The sequence below is a fragment of the Sporosarcina sp. Y1009 genome (assembly GCF_057669865.1).
In genome coordinates, this window is the sequence record NZ_JBYHFO010000018.1 from 37,347 (window position 1) to 54,533 (window position 17,187).

The window sequence follows — 17,187 nt, forward strand, 5'->3', positions numbered from 1 at the left end:
AGCGAGAGGTTGCCGACACACCCGGCCGCATTGCCATGGCGAGTATGTGGGAAATTTTCGTGGAGAATGTCTATTAATTAGGCGAAAGGGAGGGAAAGTAATGGCAAAACAAAAGATTCGTATTCGTTTAAAAGCATATGATCACAGTATCCTTGATCAGTCTGCTGAAAAGATTGTAGAAACTGCAAAACGTTCTGGAGCAAGTGTATCGGGTCCGATACCACTACCGACAGAAAGATCTGTTTATACTATTCTACGTTCAGTGCACGTTAACAAGGATTCACGTGAACAGTTCGAAATGCGCACACATAAACGTCTTATCGATATTGTTAACCCGACACCACAAACTGTCGATGCGTTAATGAAACTCGATTTACCATCAGGCGTAGACATTGAAATCAAATTATAATTGAAACAAAGAAAGTTATTTTCAAAACCAAATGTGTTTTGGAAAAAGACTTTTTATAAATTACAGGAGGTGTGACAAATGACCAAAGGAATCTTAGGGAAAAAAATCGGTATGACGCAAGTGTTTGCTGAAAACGGTGATCTAATCCCAGTAACAGTGATTGAAGCTACTCCAAACGTTGTTCTTCAAAAGAAGACACAAGAAACGGACGGCTATGAAGCAATCCAACTAGGATTTAATGATAAAAGAGACAAGCTATCTAACAAACCTGAAAAAGGACACGTTGCGAAAGCTGGAACAACGCCTAAGCGCTTCATCCGCGAATTCCGTGGATTGGACGTTAACGCACACGAGGTTGGTCAAGAAGTCAAAGTTGATACATTCGCAGAGGGCGATGTTGTCGACGTTGTAGGTACATCAAAAGGTAAAGGTTTCCAAGGTGTTATTAAACGTTATGGCTATTCAATGGGACCTATGAGTCACGGATCACGTTTTCACCGTTCACCAGGTTCAAATGGATCTGTTGATGCACAACGTGTGTTCAAAGGACATAGACTACCAGGCCGTATGGGTAATCAAACAACAACGATTCAAAACCTTGAAATTGTAAGAGTTGACATTGAGCGCAACTTATTACTTATCAAAGGTAACGTTCCAGGATCACGTAAATCACTTATTCAAGTGAAAAGCGCGATTAAAGGGAACTAATTAATAAAGGAAGGAGGAAGTTGGAATGACAAAAGTATCCGTTCTAAGTCAAACTGGTTCTTCAGTTGGCGAAATTGAATTAAACGATGCTGTTTTTGGAATTGAGCCAAATGAAGCGATTTTGTTTGAAGCATTGGTCCAACAGCGCGCATCACTACGCCAAGGTAACCACAAAGTAAAAAACCGTTCTGAAGTTGCTGGCGGCGGACGTAAACCATGGCGTCAAAAAGGTACAGGTCGTGCACGTCAAGGTTCAATCCGTTCACCACAATGGCGCGGCGGTGGAGTTGTATTTGGTCCAACACCAAGAAGTTATGCATACAAACTACCGAAAAAAGTTCGCAGAATCGCTCTTTTATCTGCACTTTCATCAAAAGTACGTGAAGAGAACATTATCGTTCTTGACGCACTAACATTTGATGCACCGAAAACAAAAGAGTTCGTACAAGTATTAAAAGATCTTTCAGTTAACAAAAAAGCATTGATTGTTACTGCAGACCTCGATGAAACGGTGGCATTGTCCGCTCGTAACATTCCTGGAATCAGTGTAGTTGCTGCAAGCAGCCTTAATGTCTTAGACATCGTTGCACATGAGAAATTTGTAGTAACTAAAGCAGCAATAGAAAAAATAGAGGAGGTGCTTGGTTAATGGAAGCACGTGATATTTTAAAACGTCCGGTCATTACCGAGCGTACTTCTGATCAAATGGAATTCAAAAAATATACTTTCGATGTTGACACGCGCGCAAACAAAACACAAGTTAAGCACGCTGTTGAAGAAATCTTCGGAGTAAAAGTTGAAAAAGTAAATGTGCAAAACTACAAAGGCAAGTTCAAGCGTATGGGTAAACACGCTGGTTACACAAACAAACGCCGTAAAGCGATTGTTACACTAACTAACGACTCAAACGACATTGAACTATTCGAACTATAAGTTTCTATTAGTTTAGAAACATGATTATATGAAGGAGGGAAAACAAGGTGATTAAAAAATACAAACCTACCTCTAATGGACGTCGTAATATGACTTCTTCTGATTTCGCCGAAATTACTACGGATAAACCAGAAAAATCATTGCTAGCACCGGTTAAACGGTCAGGCGGACGTAACAATACAGGTCGGACTACTGTTCGTCACCAAGGTGGAGGCCATAAACGCCAATACCGTGTCATCGATTTCCAACGTCGGAAAGATGGCATTCCAGGACGCGTTGCTACGATCGAATACGATCCAAACCGTTCTGCGAATATCGCATTAATAAATTATGTGGATGGAGAAAAACGTTACATCCTTGCTCCAAAGGGTCTTCAAGTTGGAATGACAGTTTTGTCAGGTCCAGATGTTGATGCTAAAGTAGGTAACGCACTTCCTCTTGAAAACATTCCAATGGGTTCAACGATTCATAACATTGAATTGAAACCAGGAAAAGGTGGGCAACTTGTACGTTCAGCTGGTACATCTGCTCAACTTCTAGGTCGTGAAGGTAAATATGTTATTATTCGTCTTCAATCTGGTGAAGTACGTATGGTCCTTTCTGCTTGTCGTGCAACAATCGGTCAAGTTGGAAACGAACAACACGAACTTATTAACATCGGTAAAGCAGGTCGTTCACGTTGGTTGGGTAAACGCCCGGCAGTACGTGGATCAGCAATGAACCCGAACGATCACCCGCACGGTGGGGGAGAAGGACGTACTGGAATCGGTATGCCATCACCACTTACACCATGGGGCAAGCCAACACTTGGTTACAAAACACGCAAGAAAAACAATGCATCTGACAAACATATTGTTCGTCGTCGCAAGAAGTAAGTTAGAATCACTGCGGTTCAATACCTGGGCCGTAGTAAAATCAAGGAGGGAGGTTCTGACATGGGCCGAAGCTTGAAAAAAGGACCTTTTGCAGACGATCATCTTTTAAAGAAAGTCGATGCACAAAAAGGTTCAGAGAAAAAACAAGTAATTAGAACATGGTCAAGACGTTCAACAATTTTCCCGTCTTTCATCGGAATGACGATTGCAGTATATGATGGTCGCAAACACGTACCAGTCTATGTAACTGAAGATATGGTAGGTCACAAACTAGGTGAATTTGCTCCAACACGTACTTTTAGAAATCACGGTGGAGACGATAAGAAAACAGGTCGTTAATTGAGAGGAGGTAAATCTGATGCAACAAGCTAAAGCTACTGCCCGCACAGTCCGTATTGCTCCTCGTAAAGTTCGTCTTGTGGTTGATCTTATCAGAGGTAAGAAAATCGGTGAAGCTGTGGCAATTCTACGCCTGACGCCTAGAGCGGCATCTCCAGTTGTAGAAAAAGCATTAAATTCAGCCGTCGCAAACGCTGAACATAACTATGAAATGAATGTCGAAGACCTAATTGTTAGCGAAATCTTCGTTGATGAAGGACCGACATTGAAACGTTTCCGCCCACGTGCACAGGGACGCGCGAGTGCTATCAACAAACGCACAAGCCACATCACTGTCGTGGTAGCAGAGAAGAAGGAGGGATAATTCGTGGGTCAAAAAATACATCCTAACGGTTTACGGGTCGGTATCATCCGTGACTGGGAGTCAAAATGGTATGCAGAAAAAGATTATGCAACATTATTGCATGAAGACATAAAGATTCGTGAGTATATTGACAAGAAATTAGTTGATGCATCTATTTCTAAAGTAGAAATCGAACGTGCTGCAAAGCGTGTAAACATTTCTATTCACACTGCGAAACCTGGAATGGTAATTGGTAAAGGTGGCTCCGAAGTTGAAGCTCTCCGTAAACAATTAAATTCAATTACAGGCAAACGTGTTCACATCAACATTATCGAAATCAAACGTGCAGATCTTGACGCGAAATTAGTAGCAGAAGGTATCGCACGTCAATTAGAAGGCCGTGTTTCATTCCGTCGTGTGCAAAAACAAGCAATTCAACGTACACTTCGCGCTGGTGCGAAAGGAATTAAAACACAAGTTTCTGGACGTCTTGGCGGTGCAGACATCGCTCGTGCAGAACACTATAGTGAAGGTACTGTTCCTCTTCATACTTTACGTGCAGATATTGATTATGCACATGCAGAAGCTGATACTACATTTGGTAAGCTTGGCGTAAAAGTATGGATTTACAGAGGAGAAGTCCTTCCAGCGAGAAAGAAGAACTCTGAGGAAGGAGGCAACTAATATGTTAATGCCTAAACGAGTTAAATATCGTAGTGTATTCCGCGGTAACATGCGTGGAACAACAAAAGGTGGAGCAACAGTTGAATTTGGTGAGTACGGTCTACAGGCTCTTGAAGCATCATGGATCACAAACCGTCAAATTGAAGCAGCACGTATCGCAATGACACGTTACATGAAACGTGGCGGGAAAGTTTGGATCAATATTTTCCCACACAAACCATATACAAAAAAGCCTCTTGAAGTTCGGATGGGTTCCGGTAAGGGTGCTGTTGAGGGCTGGGTAGCAGTTGTTAAACCTGGTAGAATCATGTTTGAAATTGCAGGTGTCGAAGAAGAGGTAGCTCGTGAAGCACTTCGTCTTGCATCTCACAAGCTTCCTATTAAAAGTAAGTTTGTAAAACGTGAAGAAATTGGTGGTGAATCTAATGAAAGCTAAAGAAATCCGTGACTTAACAACTGCAGAGATTGAGCAACAAGTGAAATCACTGAAAGAAGAGCTTTTCAACCTTCGCTTCCAATTGGCGACTGGTCAATTAGAAAACACTGCACGCATCGGTCAAGTTCGTAAATCGATCGCGCGCATGAAAACAGTAATACGTCAAAGAGAAATCAGTGCAAATAACTGATGAAGGAGGTTCCAACTATGACTGAGCGTAATGAGCGCAAAGTGTATACGGGGCGCGTTGTTTCTGACAAGATGGATAAAACAATTACAGTACTTGTCGAAACGCAAAAGAAGCATTCCTTATACGGTAAACGCATGAAGTATTCTAAGAAGCATAAAGTTCATGACGAGTTGAACGAAGCTAAAATGGGAGATATCGTTCGCATTACAGAAACGCGTCCGCTATCAAAATCAAAACGTTTCCGCCTAACTGAAATCGTCAAAAAAGCAATCGTTATTTAATAGATATCGGATCCTTAAATCCGAGGGGAGGTAGCCTCAATGATTCAACAAGAAAGTCGTATGAAAGTCGCCGATAACTCTGGCGCTCGTGAAGTTCTTACAATTAAAGTACTTGGTGGTACTGGACGCAAAGTAGCCAATATTGGTGATGTAGTTGTCTGTACAGTGAAAAAAGCAACACCAGGTGGCGTTGTTAAGAAGGGTGAAGTCGTCAAGGCTGTTATCGTGCGTACAAAAACTGGTGTTCGTCGTAACGACGGATCATATATTACATTTGATGAGAACGCATGCGTAATCATCCGGGACGATAAGAGCCCACGTGGAACACGTATTTTTGGACCTGTTGCTCGCGAACTACGCGACAACAATTTCATGAGAATTATTTCTCTGGCTCCAGAAGTACTTTAATTAACATGACAGTGCAAACAGGAGGTGCGACAGAATGCATGTAAAAAAAGGCGATAAAGTTATGGTCATTTCCGGGAAAGACAAAGGCAAGACCGGCGTGATCCTAGCAGCTATTCCTAAAAAGGAACGTGTGATTGTTGAAGGTGCAAACATCGTTAAGAAACACACAAAACCAAATCAGGAAAACCCTCAAGGCGGAATTATGAGCGTAGAGGCAGCGATCCATGTTTCAAACGTCATGCTAATCGACCCTAAGACTAACGAGCCAACTCGTGTAGGGTACAAGATTGAAGATGGCAAAAAAGTTCGTGTTGCTAAAAAATCCGGTGTAGTACTGGATAAATAAGTAGCCGTTGAAAGGAGGTCCAATAGATGAGCCGTTTTAAAGAGAAGTTTGTAAACGAAGTTACACCTGCTCTCATGAGCAAGTTTGAATATACATCAGTGATGCAAGTTCCTAAAGTGGACAAAATCGTAATCAACATGGGTGTTGGTGACGCTGTTCAAAATACGAAAGCACTCGATGCTGCTGTAGAAGATTTGACAATCATTTCTGGTCAAAAACCAGTCGTCACAAAAGCGAAGAAATCAATCGCTGGATTCCGTCTTCGTGAAGGAATGCCAATTGGAACTAAAGTTACATTACGCGGTGAGCGTATGTATGAATTCCTAGATAAACTGATTTCTATTTCATTACCACGCGTTCGTGACTTCCGCGGTGTTTCAAAAAGAGCATTCGACGGTCGTGGAAACTATACGCTTGGTGTTAAAGAGCAATTAATCTTCCCTGAAATCGACTATGACAAAGTATCTAAAATTCGTGGTATGGACATCAACATCGTAACTACTGCTAATTCAGATGAAGAAGCACACGAATTGCTTAAGCAGTTCGGCATGCCATTCCAGAAGTAAATAAGAGGGAGGCGAAATCATGGCTAAAAAATCAATGATTGCAAAACAAAAACGTACACATAAATTTAAAGTGCAAGAGTACACGCGTTGTGAACGTTGTGGACGACCGCATTCTGTATATCGTAAATTCATGCTTTGCCGTATTTGTTTCCGCGAACTAGCGTACAAAGGACAAATTCCTGGCGTTAAAAAAGCAAGCTGGTAATCCCCTAATATGGGAAGGAGGTCAATGAAATGACAATGAGTGATCCGGTCGCAGACATGCTTACTCGCATCCGTAACGCGAACATGGTTCGTCACGAGAAGCTAGAAGTACCTGCTTCAAACATGAAAAGAGAAATTGCTGAAATTCTAAAGCGTGAAGGTTTCGTCCGTGATGTTGAATTTGTTAAAGACAACAAACAAGGCATCATCCGAATCTTCCTTAAATATGGTCAAAATGAAGAACGAGTTATTACTGGTCTTAAACGTATTTCAAAACCTGGTCTTCGTGTTTATGCAAAATCCGAGGAAGTTCCAAAAGTATTGAATGGTTTAGGTATCGCACTCGTTTCTACATCTAACGGCATCCTTACTGACAAGGAAGCACGTGCTAAACAAGTAGGCGGCGAAGTCGTAGCTTACGTCTGGTAATTTGTAACAATTGAATGGAGGTGCAATTGAATGTCCCGTATAGGAAAAAAGCCGATTGAAGTACCTGAACAAGTTACAGTTACTCTTTTAGAAGATAACGTGGTAACTGTTAAAGGACCAAAAGGCGAACTTACAAATAAATTTAACCAAGATATTAAGATCGAAAAAGAAGATAACGTTATTACGTTAATTCGACCATCAGAATCAAAACAACACCGTTCTATCCATGGAACAACACGTTCACTTTTAGATAATATGGTGACAGGCGTTTCTAAAGGATTTGAACGTTCACTTGAACTTGTTGGGGTAGGTTACCGTGCACAACTTCAAGGAAACAAACTAATTCTTAGCGTCGGTTATTCTCATCCGGTTGAATTTATACCGGAAGATGGTGTTCAGATCGAAGTTCCTGAAAATACTAAAATTAAAATAACTGGTATTGATAAAGAACGCGTTGGTGCTCTTGCATCTAAGATTCGTCAAGTACGTCCACCTGAGCCATATAAAGGTAAAGGAATTCGTTATCAAGGCGAAAAAGTACGTAGTAAAGAAGGTAAAACAGGTAAATAATACCGCATAGGTATTTGGAAGGAGTGACCACGATGATTACGAAAAATGATAGAAACGCTGTCCGTAAAAAGCGTCATTCACGCGTACGTCGAAAAATTAGCGGTACTGCAGCACGTCCTCGCTTAAACGTTTATCGTTCAAACAAGCATATCTATGCTCAATTGATTGATGATGTTAGTGGAGTAACGATTGCAAGCGCATCGACAATGGATAAAGACTTTGGTCTAGAGTCTAAAGCGGACACTGAAGCTGCTGCTAAAGTTGGCGAGTTAATCGCGAGTAAAGCCGGAGAGAAAAACGTCAAGTCGGTTGTATTCGACCGTGGCGGTTACCTATTTCACGGCCGTGTAAAAGCTCTAGCTGACTCAGCACGTGAAAATGGTCTGGAATTTTAATTAAAAGGAGGGACATATTTAATGCGTCGTAATGATCAGAATAAAAGTGAATTTGAAGAACGCGTAGTTACGATTAACCGTGTTGCTAAAGTTGTAAAAGGTGGACGTCGTTTCCGTTTTACTGCTCTCGTTGTAGTCGGCGACAAAAACGGTAGAGTCGGTTTTGGAACTGGGAAAGCACAAGAAGTTCCAGAGGCTATCCGCAAAGCAATTGAAGATGCTAAGAAAAACCTAATTACCGTGCCAATGGTTAGAGGAACAACACCACACGAAATTCTTGGACGCTTTGGTGCAGGTCAAGTTCTAATTAAACCTGCTGCACCTGGTACTGGAGTTATCGCAGGCGGACCTGTCCGTGCTGTACTCGAACTAGCTGGTATTACAGATATTCTTTCAAAATCCCTTGGTTCAAGCACACCAATTAACATGGTACGTGCAACGATTTCAGGACTAGAGAATTTGAAACGTGCAGAAGATGTTGCAAAATTGCGCGGAAAAACTGTAGAAGAACTGCTAGGTTAAGGGGGGAAAGACAATGGCGAACAAACTCGAAATTACCCTTACAAAAAGTGTGATCGGTTCAAAACCGGCACAACGTAAAACAGTCCAAGCTTTAGGGCTAAACAAGATTAACCAGACGGTTGAACATCAAGACAATGTTGCAATTCGTGGCATGGTCAATGTAGTATCCCACCTGGTTACTGTAAAAGAGTCATAATTCTGTTTTTCTTATTAAGGAGGTGCCAATGAAATGAACTTACATGAAATGAAACCAGCAGTAGGTGCTCGTAAAACACGGAAACGTATTGGACGTGGTATCGGTTCTGGCTTTGGAAAAACTTCTGGTAAAGGGCATAAAGGTCAAAATGCTCGTTCCGGCGGTGGTACTCGTCTAGGATTTGAGGGTGGTCAAACACCATTATTCCAAAGACTTCCTAAACGTGGATTTACAAACATCAACCGTAAAGAATATACAGTTGTAAATATCGATAAATTAAACCTTTTTGAAGAAGGCACAGTAGTAACACCCGAATTGTTAATCGAAACGGGTATTGTTAGCAAAACTAAATCAGGTATCAAGATTCTAGGTAATGGAACACTTGAGAAAAAGATTACAGTTAAGGCCCACAAATTCTCTGCTGCTGCTAAAGAAGCTATTGAAAAAGCCGGCGGACAAACCGAGGTGATTTAATGTTTAAGACGATCTCTAACTTTATGCGCGTTAAAAATATAAGAGATAAAATTCTTTTTACGTTGTTAGTCTTACTTGCATTTAGATTAGGTGCGTTTATTCCCGTACCCAATGTCGATGCAACAGCACTACAGCAAACAGATCACAGTTTAATCGGGTTTCTTAATATTTTCGGCGGTGGTGCTTTGGCAAACTTCTCCATTCTAGCAATGGGAATTATGCCATACATCACAGCGTCCATCATCATGCAATTACTACAGATGGATGTTGTACCTAAATTTACTGAGTGGGCGAAAGAAGGAGACGTTGGAAGACGTAAACTAGCACAATTTACAAGATACTTCACAATTGTGTTAGCCTTTATTCAAGCAATCGCAATGTCATTCGGCTTTAATAGAATGTACGGCGGAACACTTATACAAGATGAAGGTATTGCAACCTATGTAGTTATTGCAATTGTTCTTACAGCTGGAACTGCATTCCTGTTATGGCTCGGTGAAAAGATTACAGAAAGAGGCGTTGGAAATGGTATTTCCATCATCATCTTCGCTGGAATCGTCGCTGGGATCCCAACTGCAGCCAACGAGTTGTATGCAACTCAAATTCAAGATGCGGGTGACGCATTATTTATAAAGTTAGCGATTATGGCACTGTTACTTCTAGTTGTCGTTGCTGTAACTGTCGGCGTTATTTACGTACAAGAAGCACTTCGTAAAATTCCGGTTCAATATGCTAAGCGGGCAACTGGCCGTGGTCAATCGACGTCAGGTCAACAAACGCATATGCCATTGAAACTTAACGCAGCAGGTGTTATCCCAGTAATCTTTGCAGTGGCGTTTTTCATCACACCACAATCAATTGCATCGTTTTTCGGGGAAAGTAATGTAACGGCGACAATAATTAACATATTTGATTATACAAACCCGGTAGGAATGGTTATTTATGTAGCGCTCATTATTGCTTTCACTTATTTCTACGCATTTATTCAGGTTAATCCTGAAAACATTGCGGATAATTTGAAAAAGCAAGGCGCATATATTCCAGGTATTCGTCCAGGTCATGATACAGAGAGTTATTTAACAAGCACTTTGTATAGATTAACGTTTGTTGGGTCAATCTTCCTTTCAATCGTTGCGGTGATGCCGATTATATTCATTAATTTAGCCAATCTGCCACAGTCATTACAAATTGGAGGAACAAGTTTACTAATTGTAGTCGGTGTTGCACTGGAGACGATGAAACAACTTGAATCACAACTTGTAAAAAGGCATTATAAAGGATTCATGAAATAAACTTCTTAAAGGAAGAATGGAAGTACATTCTTTAAGGTAAAATTGAAGTACATTCTTCTTCCCTATTGAAGAAAAGTGTGGAGGTTAAACCGTATGAACATCATACTTATGGGTTTGCCGGGTGCTGGAAAAGGCACACAGGCAGACAATATTGTTGAAAAGTACGATACTCCTCATATTTCTACAGGCGATATGTTCCGAACAGCTATTTCTGAAGGTACAGAACTTGGTGTTAAAGCAAAATCGTATATGGATCAAGGAGCATTAGTTCCTGATGAAGTAACGATTGGTATCGTACGTGAACGTTTGAGTAAACCGGATTGCGATAAAGGATTCCTGTTAGACGGATTCCCGCGCACTGTTCCTCAAGCGGAAGCACTGGATGCACTTTTATCGGACATGGGCCGAAAAATCGAGTACGTTCTAAATATTGAAGTAGATTCGAAAGAACTTGTTAAACGCTTAACAGGTCGCCGGATTTGTAAAGTATGCGGAACGTCTTATCATTTACTATTCAATCCGCCAAGGGTTGAAGGTGTTTGTGATAAAGATAACGGCGAACTTTATCAGCGTGAGGATGACAATCCTGAAACTGTTAAAAATCGTCTGGAAGTAAATATGACACAAACTGCACCACTTCTAGCATTTTATGATGCGAAAAGTGTGCTCACAAATATCGATGGTCAACAGGACATCGGTGACGTTTTCAAAGAGCTGGACGTAATCCTTCAGGGGAACGGACAGTAATCCTTTCCGGGCTCATGCTAATTGCTAGTCGGGAAGGTTATTTCACACAAAGAGCTGCAAAAGCATATGATGCCCGGGATAAGAACTGCAAGAGTTCTCTGAGGCGTAAAGGTTTTAGGTCGAAAAAGTATTACACTTAATTCTGTACCTAAATCTGGAATAACGTAGCTTAGGAACTCATCCAAGGCAATCTGGACGGTCGTGTCCATTCCTAAAAGCATATTAACCACAACGCTTGTGGGCAAAGATTTGTTTAAGGGAAACCAAATGTGACTGACGTCTTTCAAACATCACTCTTGCGTTCCAGACATATGTTGAAGGAAGCTTTAAAGGCGACTGATGCCGATTGATGGTGAGAACCTTTATTGATAGAGAAGGGAGACAGGATTGATGACGAAAGACGATGTAATCGAAGTTGAAGGTACTGTAGTCGAAACGTTGCCAAACGCGATGTTTAAAGTTGAGCTTGAAAACGGCCATACGATTCTTGCGCATGTTTCAGGAAAAATCCGTATGCACTTTATCCGTATCCTGCCTGGCGACAAAGTAACTATGGAACTTTCTCCTTATGATTTGACGCGCGGTCGTATCACGTACCGTTTCAAATAAACTTTTGTACTCCGGAATATGAAGGAGGTTGGGTAAGATGAAAGTTAGAGCATCTGTAAAACCGATCTGTGAAAAATGTAAAGTTATTCGCAGACGTGGGCGAGTAATGGTTATCTGTGAAAATCCAAAACACAAACAAAGACAAGGCTAAATTGAAGGAGGTGCACAATCAATATGGCACGTATTGCTGGAGTAGATATTCCGCGTGATAAGCGCATTGTTATTTCTTTGACATATGTATTCGGAATTGGTAAGACAACTGCACAACAAGTATTGGCAGCAGCCGGCGTTTCAGAAGAAACTCGCGTTCGCGACCTTACTGATGCAGAACTCGATAAAATCCGTACAGAAATTGACAGTTTGAAAGTAGAAGGTGACCTTCGTCGTGAATCTTCCCTTAACATCAAACGTTTGATGGAAATTGGAAGCTTCCGTGGAATGCGTCATCGTCGTGGACTTCCAGTTCGCGGACAAAACACGAAAAACAACGCCCGTACTCGTAAAGGCGCTAAAAAAGCAATTAGAAGATAAATATACGTAAAGGAGGTTTCTTCTTAACATGGCTAAAGGTAAAAAACAAACAACACGTCGTCGTACGAAAAAGAATATCGAATCCGGTATTGCACATATCCGTTCGACGTTTAACAATACAATTGTTACAATTACTGACATGCAAGGTAACGCACTTTCATGGTCAAGTGCTGGTGCACTAGGATTTAGAGGATCCCGTAAATCAACACCATTTGCTGCACAGATGGCTGCAGAAACTGCTGCAAAAACATCTATGGAGCATGGCTTGAAAACTCTAGAAGTTACTGTAAAAGGTCCGGGTGCTGGACGTGAAGCTGCAATTCGTTCACTACAAGCTGCAGGTCTTGAAGTAACTGCAATTAGAGACGTAACTCCGGTTCCACATAACGGATGCCGTCCACCAAAACGCCGCCGTGTATAATGGCTTTATCTCCATTTGATTGAGAAACACATTTTTTGGTAAAAATGAATGGTAAGACTGCAATTTGCCGTCTGTGAATATCGATTTCAATATGGAACGGCCATTTAATACGACGTTTTGAAGGAGGGTAAACGAATGATCGAAATTGAGAAACCAAAGATTGAAACAGTAAAAATCAGCGATGATTCCAAATTCGGGAAGTTTATCATTGAACCACTTGAGCGTGGCTACGGGAATACTTTAGGGAATTCCCTTCGTCGAATTCTTTTGTCTTCACTACCAGGAGCAGCTGTAACTTCTATTCAAATTGATGGTGTTCTTCATGAATTCTCTACTGTTGAGGGTGTCGTTGAAGATGTAGCATCTATCATTTTGAATGTGAAAAGAATTGCCCTGAAAATCTATTCAGATGAAGAGAAGGTAATTGAAATTGATGTTAAAGGTGAAGGTGTCGTTACTGCTGCGGATATTACCCATGACAGTGATGTAGAGATCCTGAATCCTGAATTGCCGATTGCAACGCTTGGGAAAAATGGTCACTTACGCATGCGCATGTATGCAGTTCGTGGTCGTGGCTATGTTTTAGCTGAAACAAACAAACGGGAGGATCTTGCAATTGGTGTCATTCCGATTGACTCGATTTATACACCTGTATCACGTGTTAATTTCCAAGTTGAAAATACTCGGGTTGGACAATTGTCAAACTTTGACAAGTTAACATTGGATGTTTCAACAAATGGTAGCATTGGTCCAAAAGAAGCTGTAGCACTCGGAGCAAAAATTCTTACTGAGCATTTGAATATATTTGTCAACATGACGGATGAAGCACAAACAGCGGAAATTATGGTAGAAAAAGAAGAAGATCAAATCGAAAAAGTTCTGGAAATGACTATTGAAGAACTTGATTTGTCAGTTCGATCTTATAACTGCCTAAAACGCGCGGGCATTAATACTGTCCTTGAGCTTTCAAATAAATCAGAAGAAGAAATGATGAAAGTACGTAATCTAGGCCGCAAATCACTTGAAGAAGTGAAAGCAAAACTAGATGACCTTAATCTTGATTTAAGAACAGAAGATTAATTGAATTTATAGGTTGAAGGAGGGAAACTCTTATGGCATACAGAAAACTTGGACGTACAAGTTCACAACGTAAAGCGTTGCTTCGCGACCTTACAACTGATCTTATCGTACATGAAAGCATTCAAACGACAGAAGCACGCGCAAAAGAATTGCGTTCAGTCGTTGAAAAAATGATTACACTTGGTAAACGTGGAGATTTACATGCACGTCGTCAAGCTGCACAATATATGCGTCGTGAGCTAGTTGAAATTACAAATGCGGAAGGTGAAGACGTTGAAGTCTTTGCAATCCAGAAATTATTTGATGATGTAGCACCACGCTATGCAGAACGTCAAGGTGGATATACACGTATCATGAAAATGGGTCCCCGTCGCGGTGACGGTGCACCTGTAGTAGTAATTGAACTAGTCTAATTTTGACGGGGTGTGTATGGCGAACGCTTGTCCACACCCCTTTTTTAAAACGATTTATACGACAATTTAAAGCTGAGTGTTACGATCAGCAGGTTACTTACTGCCTGGTCTAGCTCTACGCACCTCATCCGCGATACTGGACATGAGCACTCCAGTATTCGTTATAGATTTGAGCGCATTTCTTCGGATGAGGTGCGCGCTTTTTTTTATTTAAAAATAATGAATTCCTTGGCATTTGGCAAGGGATTTTTATCTCTATACATAGAAAGAATGCTGGAGGTGATGGCGATGAAGGAAATCTTATCAATGGAAAATGTCTCATATTCGTATCCGACTGATGATGAAGAAGAGGTGCAAAAGGCAATAGATGGTGTGACTTTTTCAGTTCATGATGGTGAATGGATTGCAATTGTTGGGCATAATGGTTCGGGTAAATCCACTTTGGCTAAACTAATGATTGGTTTGTTATTCCCAGAAGATGGTGTCGTTCGTGTTTTTGGTGAGGAATTGACCAATGAAAACATATGGCATATTAGGTCACGGTTGGGCATCGTATTTCAAAATCCAGATAATCAATTTGTCGGTTCTACGGTACAAGATGACGTTGCATTTGCACTTGAAAATAACGGGATCCCATTTGAAGAAATGGTTAAGCGCGTTCATGAATCGTTACAACAAGTTAAGATGGGTGACTTCCTTGACCATGAACCTCACCATTTATCAGGCGGTCAGAAACAACGTGTCGCAATTGCAGGTGCGCTTGCACTACGACCGAACTTATTAATAATGGATGAAGCCACTTCTATGCTCGATCCACAGGGGCGAGATGAAGTGATTCACATTGTGCAACAATTAAAAGAAAAAACAAATCTCACAGTGATTTCAATTACACACGACTTGGAAGAAGCCCTTCTTGCAGACCGAATAATTGTGATGAATCAAGGAACAGTACTACAAACAGGTACGCCAGCGGAAATATTTAAAAGAGGCGAAGAATTAGAATCAATTGGTCTTGACTTGCCATTTGCAATGAGGGTGTCGACACTCTTACGTAAAAGTGGATTAAATTTAAATGGTGAACATATGACTGAAGAAGAGTTGGTGAATGAATTATGGACATCTCACTTCAAAAAGTAGGGTATTTATATAGTAAAGATACGCCTTTTGAAAAGAGAGCATTGTACGATGTAGATGCAAGCATCCAATCAGGCGCCTACACTGCGATTATTGGTCATACTGGTTCAGGCAAGTCAACACTGCTGATGCATCTGAACGGGCTTCTGAAGCCTTCTGAGGGTATCGTGAAGATTGGTGATACCACAATTTCAGCTGGTACGAAGACGAAAGGTTTAAAAGATGTCAGACGTCATGTGGGTATTGTCTTTCAATTTCCGGAACATCAATTATTTGAAGAGACAGTTGTCAAAGATATTATATTTGGCCCCATGAATTTTGGTGTCTCTGAAGAAGAGGCAAAACAACGTGCCTACGAATTGATTACACTGTTAGGGCTCCCAGAAGACGTTGCTGACAAGTCACCTTTTGATTTGTCAGGCGGTCAAATGCGACGTGTTGCGATTGCAGGCGTTCTTGCATTTAAACCTTCCGTCCTCATTCTAGATGAGCCGACAGCAGGACTGGATCCTCGTGGACGAAAAGAGATTATGGAATTATTTAGCCAACTTCATAAAAAAGAAAATTTAACAACAATTCTTGTTACACATAGTATGGAAGATGCGGCAAGATATGCAGATCAAGTAATCGTTATGAGCGATGGAACATCTGTTATGACGGGAACACCAGAAGAAGTTTTTTCGGATGAAGAGAAGTTATCTTCTTACAGATTAGGTTTACCGCGTTCAGTACAGTTTCAGCGGAATTTAGAGCGGAAACTTGGTCGGAAGTTATCGACCATTGCCCTCACTGAAGAACAGCTGGCTAGTCTCATAACGGAATCGGCATTAGAAGAAGGTGCTGATTCATGTTAGAAAAGATGATTTTTGGACGGTATATACCGGGTGATTCATTTGTCCATAAACTGGATCCGCGTTCAAAATTATTATTCGTTCTCTTTTTCGTCATTGCTGTTTTCTTTGCAAATAATGTCGTTACTTATGCATTATTAATTGCATTTACTTTTTTCGTCATTTTTATCTCAAGAATTCGTCTTTACTTTTTATTGAACGGCTTAAAACCGATACTAATTTTAATTATATTCACCTTTTTCATGCATATTTTCTTTACAAAAGAAGGAATTCTCCTTGTCGATTTAAAGATTGTTAAAATTTATGAAGAAGGACTTCGTCAAGGGATTTTCATTTCCATCAGGTTTCTTGTTCTTGTTTTAATGACCTCGATTTTAACGTTGACTACTTCTCCTATTTCGATAACAGATGGAATGGAAGATTTGTTAAATCCCTTAAAACGAATTAAATTACCTGTTCACGAACTTGCCCTCATGATGTCGATTTCGCTTAGGTTCATCCCAACATTAATGGACGAGACCGACAAAATATTGAAAGCGCAACTTGCACGTGGCTCAGACATTAGTACAGGTAACATTAAACAACGAATTCGGGCAGTAATTCCATTGCTTGTGCCACTTTTCGTCAGTGCCTTCAAACGAGCTGAGGAGCTTGCCATCGCAATGGAAGTTCGGGGATATCGAGGTGGCGAAGGACGCACGCGCTATAGACAATTGAAATGGGGCGGCGGCGATACATTCTCTATGGTATTACTGATGTTACTAGTTGCTGCCCTTTATACTTTGAAAGCGTAGGGGGTTG

Annotated in this window: 32 protein-coding genes; all 32 read left to right on the top strand. The window is 41.0% G+C overall.

Annotation, left to right across the window (positions count from 1 at the left end; genetic code table 11):
* The first annotated feature begins 100 nt into the window (after positions 1-100).
* The gene (gene rpsJ / locus AC25Y1_RS16695; RefSeq protein WP_172370526.1) at positions 101-409 is read left to right on the top strand and encodes a 30S ribosomal protein S10; all 309 of its coding nucleotides are present in this window, start codon (positions 101-103) and stop codon (positions 407-409) included.
* Between the two features lie 78 nt (positions 410-487).
* Positions 488-1,117 carry a 50S ribosomal protein L3 gene (gene rplC / locus AC25Y1_RS16700; protein ID WP_488149136.1) on the top strand — a complete coding sequence of 210 codons (630 nt, stop codon included), beginning with the start codon at positions 488-490 and terminating at the stop codon, positions 1,115-1,117.
* A gap of 25 nt (positions 1,118-1,142) precedes the next feature.
* Entirely contained in the window at positions 1,143-1,766 is a 624-nt protein-coding gene (gene rplD / locus AC25Y1_RS16705; RefSeq protein ID WP_488149137.1) for a 50S ribosomal protein L4, read from the top strand.
* Positions 1,766-2,050, top strand: a complete 285-nt coding sequence (rplW, locus tag AC25Y1_RS16710; RefSeq protein WP_488149138.1) for a 50S ribosomal protein L23 — start codon at positions 1,766-1,768, stop codon at positions 2,048-2,050. The genes rplD and rplW overlap by 1 nt, the downstream gene beginning before the upstream one ends.
* 47 nt (positions 2,051-2,097) lie before the next feature.
* Positions 2,098-2,925: a 50S ribosomal protein L2 gene (rplB, locus tag AC25Y1_RS16715; protein ID WP_488149139.1), complete on the top strand. Its 828-nt coding sequence runs from the start codon at positions 2,098-2,100 to the stop codon at positions 2,923-2,925.
* Between the two features lie 60 nt (positions 2,926-2,985).
* The gene (gene rpsS / locus AC25Y1_RS16720; protein WP_210471053.1) at positions 2,986-3,264 is read left to right on the top strand and encodes a 30S ribosomal protein S19; all 279 of its coding nucleotides are present in this window, start codon (positions 2,986-2,988) and stop codon (positions 3,262-3,264) included.
* 19 nt (positions 3,265-3,283) lie between these two features.
* Positions 3,284-3,628 (top strand): 50S ribosomal protein L22, encoded by a 345-nt coding sequence (gene rplV, locus AC25Y1_RS16725; protein WP_488149140.1) that lies wholly within the window; start codon positions 3,284-3,286, stop codon positions 3,626-3,628.
* A 3-nt stretch (positions 3,629-3,631) separates the two neighbouring features.
* Positions 3,632-4,291, top strand: a complete 660-nt coding sequence (rpsC, locus tag AC25Y1_RS16730) for a 30S ribosomal protein S3 (RefSeq protein ID WP_488149141.1) — start codon at positions 3,632-3,634, stop codon at positions 4,289-4,291.
* Between the two features lies 1 nt (position 4,292).
* Positions 4,293-4,727, top strand: coding sequence for a 50S ribosomal protein L16 (gene rplP, locus AC25Y1_RS16735; RefSeq protein WP_488149142.1), 435 nt, complete (start codon positions 4,293-4,295; stop codon positions 4,725-4,727).
* Positions 4,717-4,917, top strand: a complete 201-nt coding sequence (rpmC, locus tag AC25Y1_RS16740; protein WP_172370534.1) for a 50S ribosomal protein L29 — start codon at positions 4,717-4,719, stop codon at positions 4,915-4,917. Before rplP ends, rpmC begins: the two co-directional genes overlap by 11 nt.
* A 17-nt stretch (positions 4,918-4,934) precedes the next feature.
* Complete coding sequence (gene rpsQ, locus AC25Y1_RS16745) at positions 4,935-5,198, top strand: 30S ribosomal protein S17 (RefSeq protein ID WP_488149143.1); 264 nt, start codon at positions 4,935-4,937, stop codon at positions 5,196-5,198.
* Positions 5,199-5,237: 39 nt separating this feature from the next.
* A complete protein-coding gene (gene rplN / locus AC25Y1_RS16750) occupies positions 5,238-5,606 on the top strand; it encodes a 50S ribosomal protein L14 (RefSeq protein ID WP_488149144.1) in 369 nt (122 codons plus the stop codon).
* A 34-nt stretch (positions 5,607-5,640) separates the two neighbouring features.
* Positions 5,641-5,952: a 50S ribosomal protein L24 gene (gene rplX / locus AC25Y1_RS16755; protein ID WP_488149145.1), complete on the top strand. Its 312-nt coding sequence runs from the start codon at positions 5,641-5,643 to the stop codon at positions 5,950-5,952.
* Positions 5,953-5,978: 26 nt separating this feature from the next.
* The gene (gene rplE / locus AC25Y1_RS16760; protein ID WP_488149146.1) at positions 5,979-6,518 is read left to right on the top strand and encodes a 50S ribosomal protein L5; all 540 of its coding nucleotides are present in this window, start codon (positions 5,979-5,981) and stop codon (positions 6,516-6,518) included.
* Between the two features lie 19 nt (positions 6,519-6,537).
* Positions 6,538-6,723 carry a type Z 30S ribosomal protein S14 gene (locus AC25Y1_RS16765; RefSeq protein WP_488149147.1) on the top strand — a complete coding sequence of 62 codons (186 nt, stop codon included), beginning with the start codon at positions 6,538-6,540 and terminating at the stop codon, positions 6,721-6,723.
* 29 nt (positions 6,724-6,752) lie between these two features.
* Complete coding sequence (rpsH, locus tag AC25Y1_RS16770) at positions 6,753-7,151, top strand: 30S ribosomal protein S8 (protein WP_488149148.1); 399 nt, start codon at positions 6,753-6,755, stop codon at positions 7,149-7,151.
* Between the two features lie 30 nt (positions 7,152-7,181).
* On the top strand, positions 7,182-7,721 hold the full coding sequence (gene rplF / locus AC25Y1_RS16775) for a 50S ribosomal protein L6 (RefSeq protein WP_488149149.1): 540 nt from the start codon (positions 7,182-7,184) through the stop codon (positions 7,719-7,721).
* 32 nt (positions 7,722-7,753) lie between these two features.
* A complete protein-coding gene (rplR, locus tag AC25Y1_RS16780) occupies positions 7,754-8,116 on the top strand; it encodes a 50S ribosomal protein L18 (protein ID WP_488149150.1) in 363 nt (120 codons plus the stop codon).
* 21 nt (positions 8,117-8,137) lie between these two features.
* Positions 8,138-8,638, top strand: a complete 501-nt coding sequence (gene rpsE / locus AC25Y1_RS16785; RefSeq protein WP_488149151.1) for a 30S ribosomal protein S5 — start codon at positions 8,138-8,140, stop codon at positions 8,636-8,638.
* 13 nt (positions 8,639-8,651) lie between these two features.
* A complete protein-coding gene (gene rpmD, locus AC25Y1_RS16790; protein ID WP_488149152.1) occupies positions 8,652-8,834 on the top strand; it encodes a 50S ribosomal protein L30 in 183 nt (60 codons plus the stop codon).
* Positions 8,835-8,867: 33 nt separating this feature from the next.
* Positions 8,868-9,308, top strand: coding sequence for a 50S ribosomal protein L15 (gene rplO / locus AC25Y1_RS16795; RefSeq protein WP_488149153.1), 441 nt, complete (start codon positions 8,868-8,870; stop codon positions 9,306-9,308).
* Entirely contained in the window at positions 9,308-10,600 is a 1,293-nt protein-coding gene (gene secY / locus AC25Y1_RS16800) for a preprotein translocase subunit SecY (RefSeq protein WP_488149154.1), read from the top strand. Before rplO ends, secY begins: the two co-directional genes overlap by 1 nt.
* Before the next feature lie 93 nt (positions 10,601-10,693).
* A complete protein-coding gene (locus AC25Y1_RS16805; RefSeq protein WP_488149155.1) occupies positions 10,694-11,347 on the top strand; it encodes an adenylate kinase in 654 nt (217 codons plus the stop codon).
* A 390-nt stretch (positions 11,348-11,737) separates the two neighbouring features.
* Positions 11,738-11,956, top strand: a complete 219-nt coding sequence (gene infA, locus AC25Y1_RS16810) for a translation initiation factor IF-1 (protein ID WP_172370548.1) — start codon at positions 11,738-11,740, stop codon at positions 11,954-11,956.
* A 37-nt stretch (positions 11,957-11,993) separates the two neighbouring features.
* The gene (rpmJ, locus tag AC25Y1_RS16815; protein WP_075526647.1) at positions 11,994-12,107 is read left to right on the top strand and encodes a 50S ribosomal protein L36; all 114 of its coding nucleotides are present in this window, start codon (positions 11,994-11,996) and stop codon (positions 12,105-12,107) included.
* Positions 12,108-12,130: 23 nt separating this feature from the next.
* Entirely contained in the window at positions 12,131-12,487 is a 357-nt protein-coding gene (gene rpsM, locus AC25Y1_RS16820) for a 30S ribosomal protein S13 (protein WP_488149156.1), read from the top strand.
* A 28-nt stretch (positions 12,488-12,515) separates the two neighbouring features.
* Positions 12,516-12,908 (top strand): 30S ribosomal protein S11, encoded by a 393-nt coding sequence (gene rpsK, locus AC25Y1_RS16825; RefSeq protein WP_172370550.1) that lies wholly within the window; start codon positions 12,516-12,518, stop codon positions 12,906-12,908.
* A 135-nt stretch (positions 12,909-13,043) separates the two neighbouring features.
* Positions 13,044-13,988 carry a DNA-directed RNA polymerase subunit alpha gene (locus AC25Y1_RS16830; protein ID WP_488149157.1) on the top strand — a complete coding sequence of 315 codons (945 nt, stop codon included), beginning with the start codon at positions 13,044-13,046 and terminating at the stop codon, positions 13,986-13,988.
* Positions 13,989-14,020: 32 nt separating this feature from the next.
* A complete protein-coding gene (gene rplQ, locus AC25Y1_RS16835) occupies positions 14,021-14,401 on the top strand; it encodes a 50S ribosomal protein L17 (RefSeq protein ID WP_488149158.1) in 381 nt (126 codons plus the stop codon).
* 288 nt (positions 14,402-14,689) lie between these two features.
* On the top strand, positions 14,690-15,538 hold the full coding sequence (locus tag AC25Y1_RS16840) for an energy-coupling factor ABC transporter ATP-binding protein (protein WP_488149159.1): 849 nt from the start codon (positions 14,690-14,692) through the stop codon (positions 15,536-15,538).
* Complete coding sequence (locus AC25Y1_RS16845) at positions 15,514-16,389, top strand: energy-coupling factor ABC transporter ATP-binding protein (RefSeq protein WP_488149160.1); 876 nt, start codon at positions 15,514-15,516, stop codon at positions 16,387-16,389. The genes AC25Y1_RS16840 and AC25Y1_RS16845 overlap by 25 nt, the downstream gene beginning before the upstream one ends.
* The gene (locus tag AC25Y1_RS16850; RefSeq protein WP_488149161.1) at positions 16,383-17,180 is read left to right on the top strand and encodes an energy-coupling factor transporter transmembrane component T family protein; all 798 of its coding nucleotides are present in this window, start codon (positions 16,383-16,385) and stop codon (positions 17,178-17,180) included. The genes AC25Y1_RS16845 and AC25Y1_RS16850 overlap by 7 nt, the downstream gene beginning before the upstream one ends.
* The last annotated feature ends 7 nt before the right edge of the window (positions 17,181-17,187 follow it).

Excerpts from the sequence above, each read along its gene's own strand:
- rpsJ (WP_172370526.1), top strand. The coding sequence starts at position 101 with ATGGCAAAACAAAAGATTCGTATTCGTTTAAAAGCATATGATCACAGT.
- rplC (WP_488149136.1), top strand. The coding sequence starts at position 488 with ATGACCAAAGGAATCTTAGGGAAAAAAATCGGTATGACGCAAGTGTTT.
- rplD (WP_488149137.1), top strand. The coding sequence starts at position 1,143 with ATGACAAAAGTATCCGTTCTAAGTCAAACTGGTTCTTCAGTTGGCGAA.
- rplW (WP_488149138.1), top strand. The coding sequence starts at position 1,766 with ATGGAAGCACGTGATATTTTAAAACGTCCGGTCATTACCGAGCGTACT.
- rpsS (WP_210471053.1), top strand. The coding sequence starts at position 2,986 with ATGGGCCGAAGCTTGAAAAAAGGACCTTTTGCAGACGATCATCTTTTA.
- rplV (WP_488149140.1), top strand. The coding sequence starts at position 3,284 with ATGCAACAAGCTAAAGCTACTGCCCGCACAGTCCGTATTGCTCCTCGT.
- rplP (WP_488149142.1), top strand. The coding sequence starts at position 4,293 with ATGTTAATGCCTAAACGAGTTAAATATCGTAGTGTATTCCGCGGTAAC.
- rpmC (WP_172370534.1), top strand. The coding sequence starts at position 4,717 with ATGAAAGCTAAAGAAATCCGTGACTTAACAACTGCAGAGATTGAGCAA.
- rpsQ (WP_488149143.1), top strand. The coding sequence starts at position 4,935 with ATGACTGAGCGTAATGAGCGCAAAGTGTATACGGGGCGCGTTGTTTCT.
- rplN (WP_488149144.1), top strand. The coding sequence starts at position 5,238 with ATGATTCAACAAGAAAGTCGTATGAAAGTCGCCGATAACTCTGGCGCT.
- rplX (WP_488149145.1), top strand. The coding sequence starts at position 5,641 with ATGCATGTAAAAAAAGGCGATAAAGTTATGGTCATTTCCGGGAAAGAC.
- rplE (WP_488149146.1), top strand. The coding sequence starts at position 5,979 with ATGAGCCGTTTTAAAGAGAAGTTTGTAAACGAAGTTACACCTGCTCTC.
- AC25Y1_RS16765 (WP_488149147.1), top strand. The coding sequence starts at position 6,538 with ATGGCTAAAAAATCAATGATTGCAAAACAAAAACGTACACATAAATTT.
- rpsH (WP_488149148.1), top strand. The coding sequence starts at position 6,753 with ATGACAATGAGTGATCCGGTCGCAGACATGCTTACTCGCATCCGTAAC.
- rplF (WP_488149149.1), top strand. The coding sequence starts at position 7,182 with ATGTCCCGTATAGGAAAAAAGCCGATTGAAGTACCTGAACAAGTTACA.
- rplR (WP_488149150.1), top strand. The coding sequence starts at position 7,754 with ATGATTACGAAAAATGATAGAAACGCTGTCCGTAAAAAGCGTCATTCA.
- rpsE (WP_488149151.1), top strand. The coding sequence starts at position 8,138 with ATGCGTCGTAATGATCAGAATAAAAGTGAATTTGAAGAACGCGTAGTT.
- rpmD (WP_488149152.1), top strand. The coding sequence starts at position 8,652 with ATGGCGAACAAACTCGAAATTACCCTTACAAAAAGTGTGATCGGTTCA.
- rplO (WP_488149153.1), top strand. The coding sequence starts at position 8,868 with ATGAACTTACATGAAATGAAACCAGCAGTAGGTGCTCGTAAAACACGG.
- secY (WP_488149154.1), top strand. The coding sequence starts at position 9,308 with ATGTTTAAGACGATCTCTAACTTTATGCGCGTTAAAAATATAAGAGAT.
- AC25Y1_RS16805 (WP_488149155.1), top strand. The coding sequence starts at position 10,694 with ATGAACATCATACTTATGGGTTTGCCGGGTGCTGGAAAAGGCACACAG.
- infA (WP_172370548.1), top strand. The coding sequence starts at position 11,738 with ATGACGAAAGACGATGTAATCGAAGTTGAAGGTACTGTAGTCGAAACG.
- rpmJ (WP_075526647.1), top strand. The coding sequence starts at position 11,994 with ATGAAAGTTAGAGCATCTGTAAAACCGATCTGTGAAAAATGTAAAGTT.
- rpsM (WP_488149156.1), top strand. The coding sequence starts at position 12,131 with ATGGCACGTATTGCTGGAGTAGATATTCCGCGTGATAAGCGCATTGTT.
- rpsK (WP_172370550.1), top strand. The coding sequence starts at position 12,516 with ATGGCTAAAGGTAAAAAACAAACAACACGTCGTCGTACGAAAAAGAAT.
- AC25Y1_RS16830 (WP_488149157.1), top strand. The coding sequence starts at position 13,044 with ATGATCGAAATTGAGAAACCAAAGATTGAAACAGTAAAAATCAGCGAT.
- rplQ (WP_488149158.1), top strand. The coding sequence starts at position 14,021 with ATGGCATACAGAAAACTTGGACGTACAAGTTCACAACGTAAAGCGTTG.
- AC25Y1_RS16840 (WP_488149159.1), top strand. The coding sequence starts at position 14,690 with ATGAAGGAAATCTTATCAATGGAAAATGTCTCATATTCGTATCCGACT.
- AC25Y1_RS16845 (WP_488149160.1), top strand. The coding sequence starts at position 15,514 with ATGGACATCTCACTTCAAAAAGTAGGGTATTTATATAGTAAAGATACG.
- AC25Y1_RS16850 (WP_488149161.1), top strand. The coding sequence starts at position 16,383 with ATGTTAGAAAAGATGATTTTTGGACGGTATATACCGGGTGATTCATTT.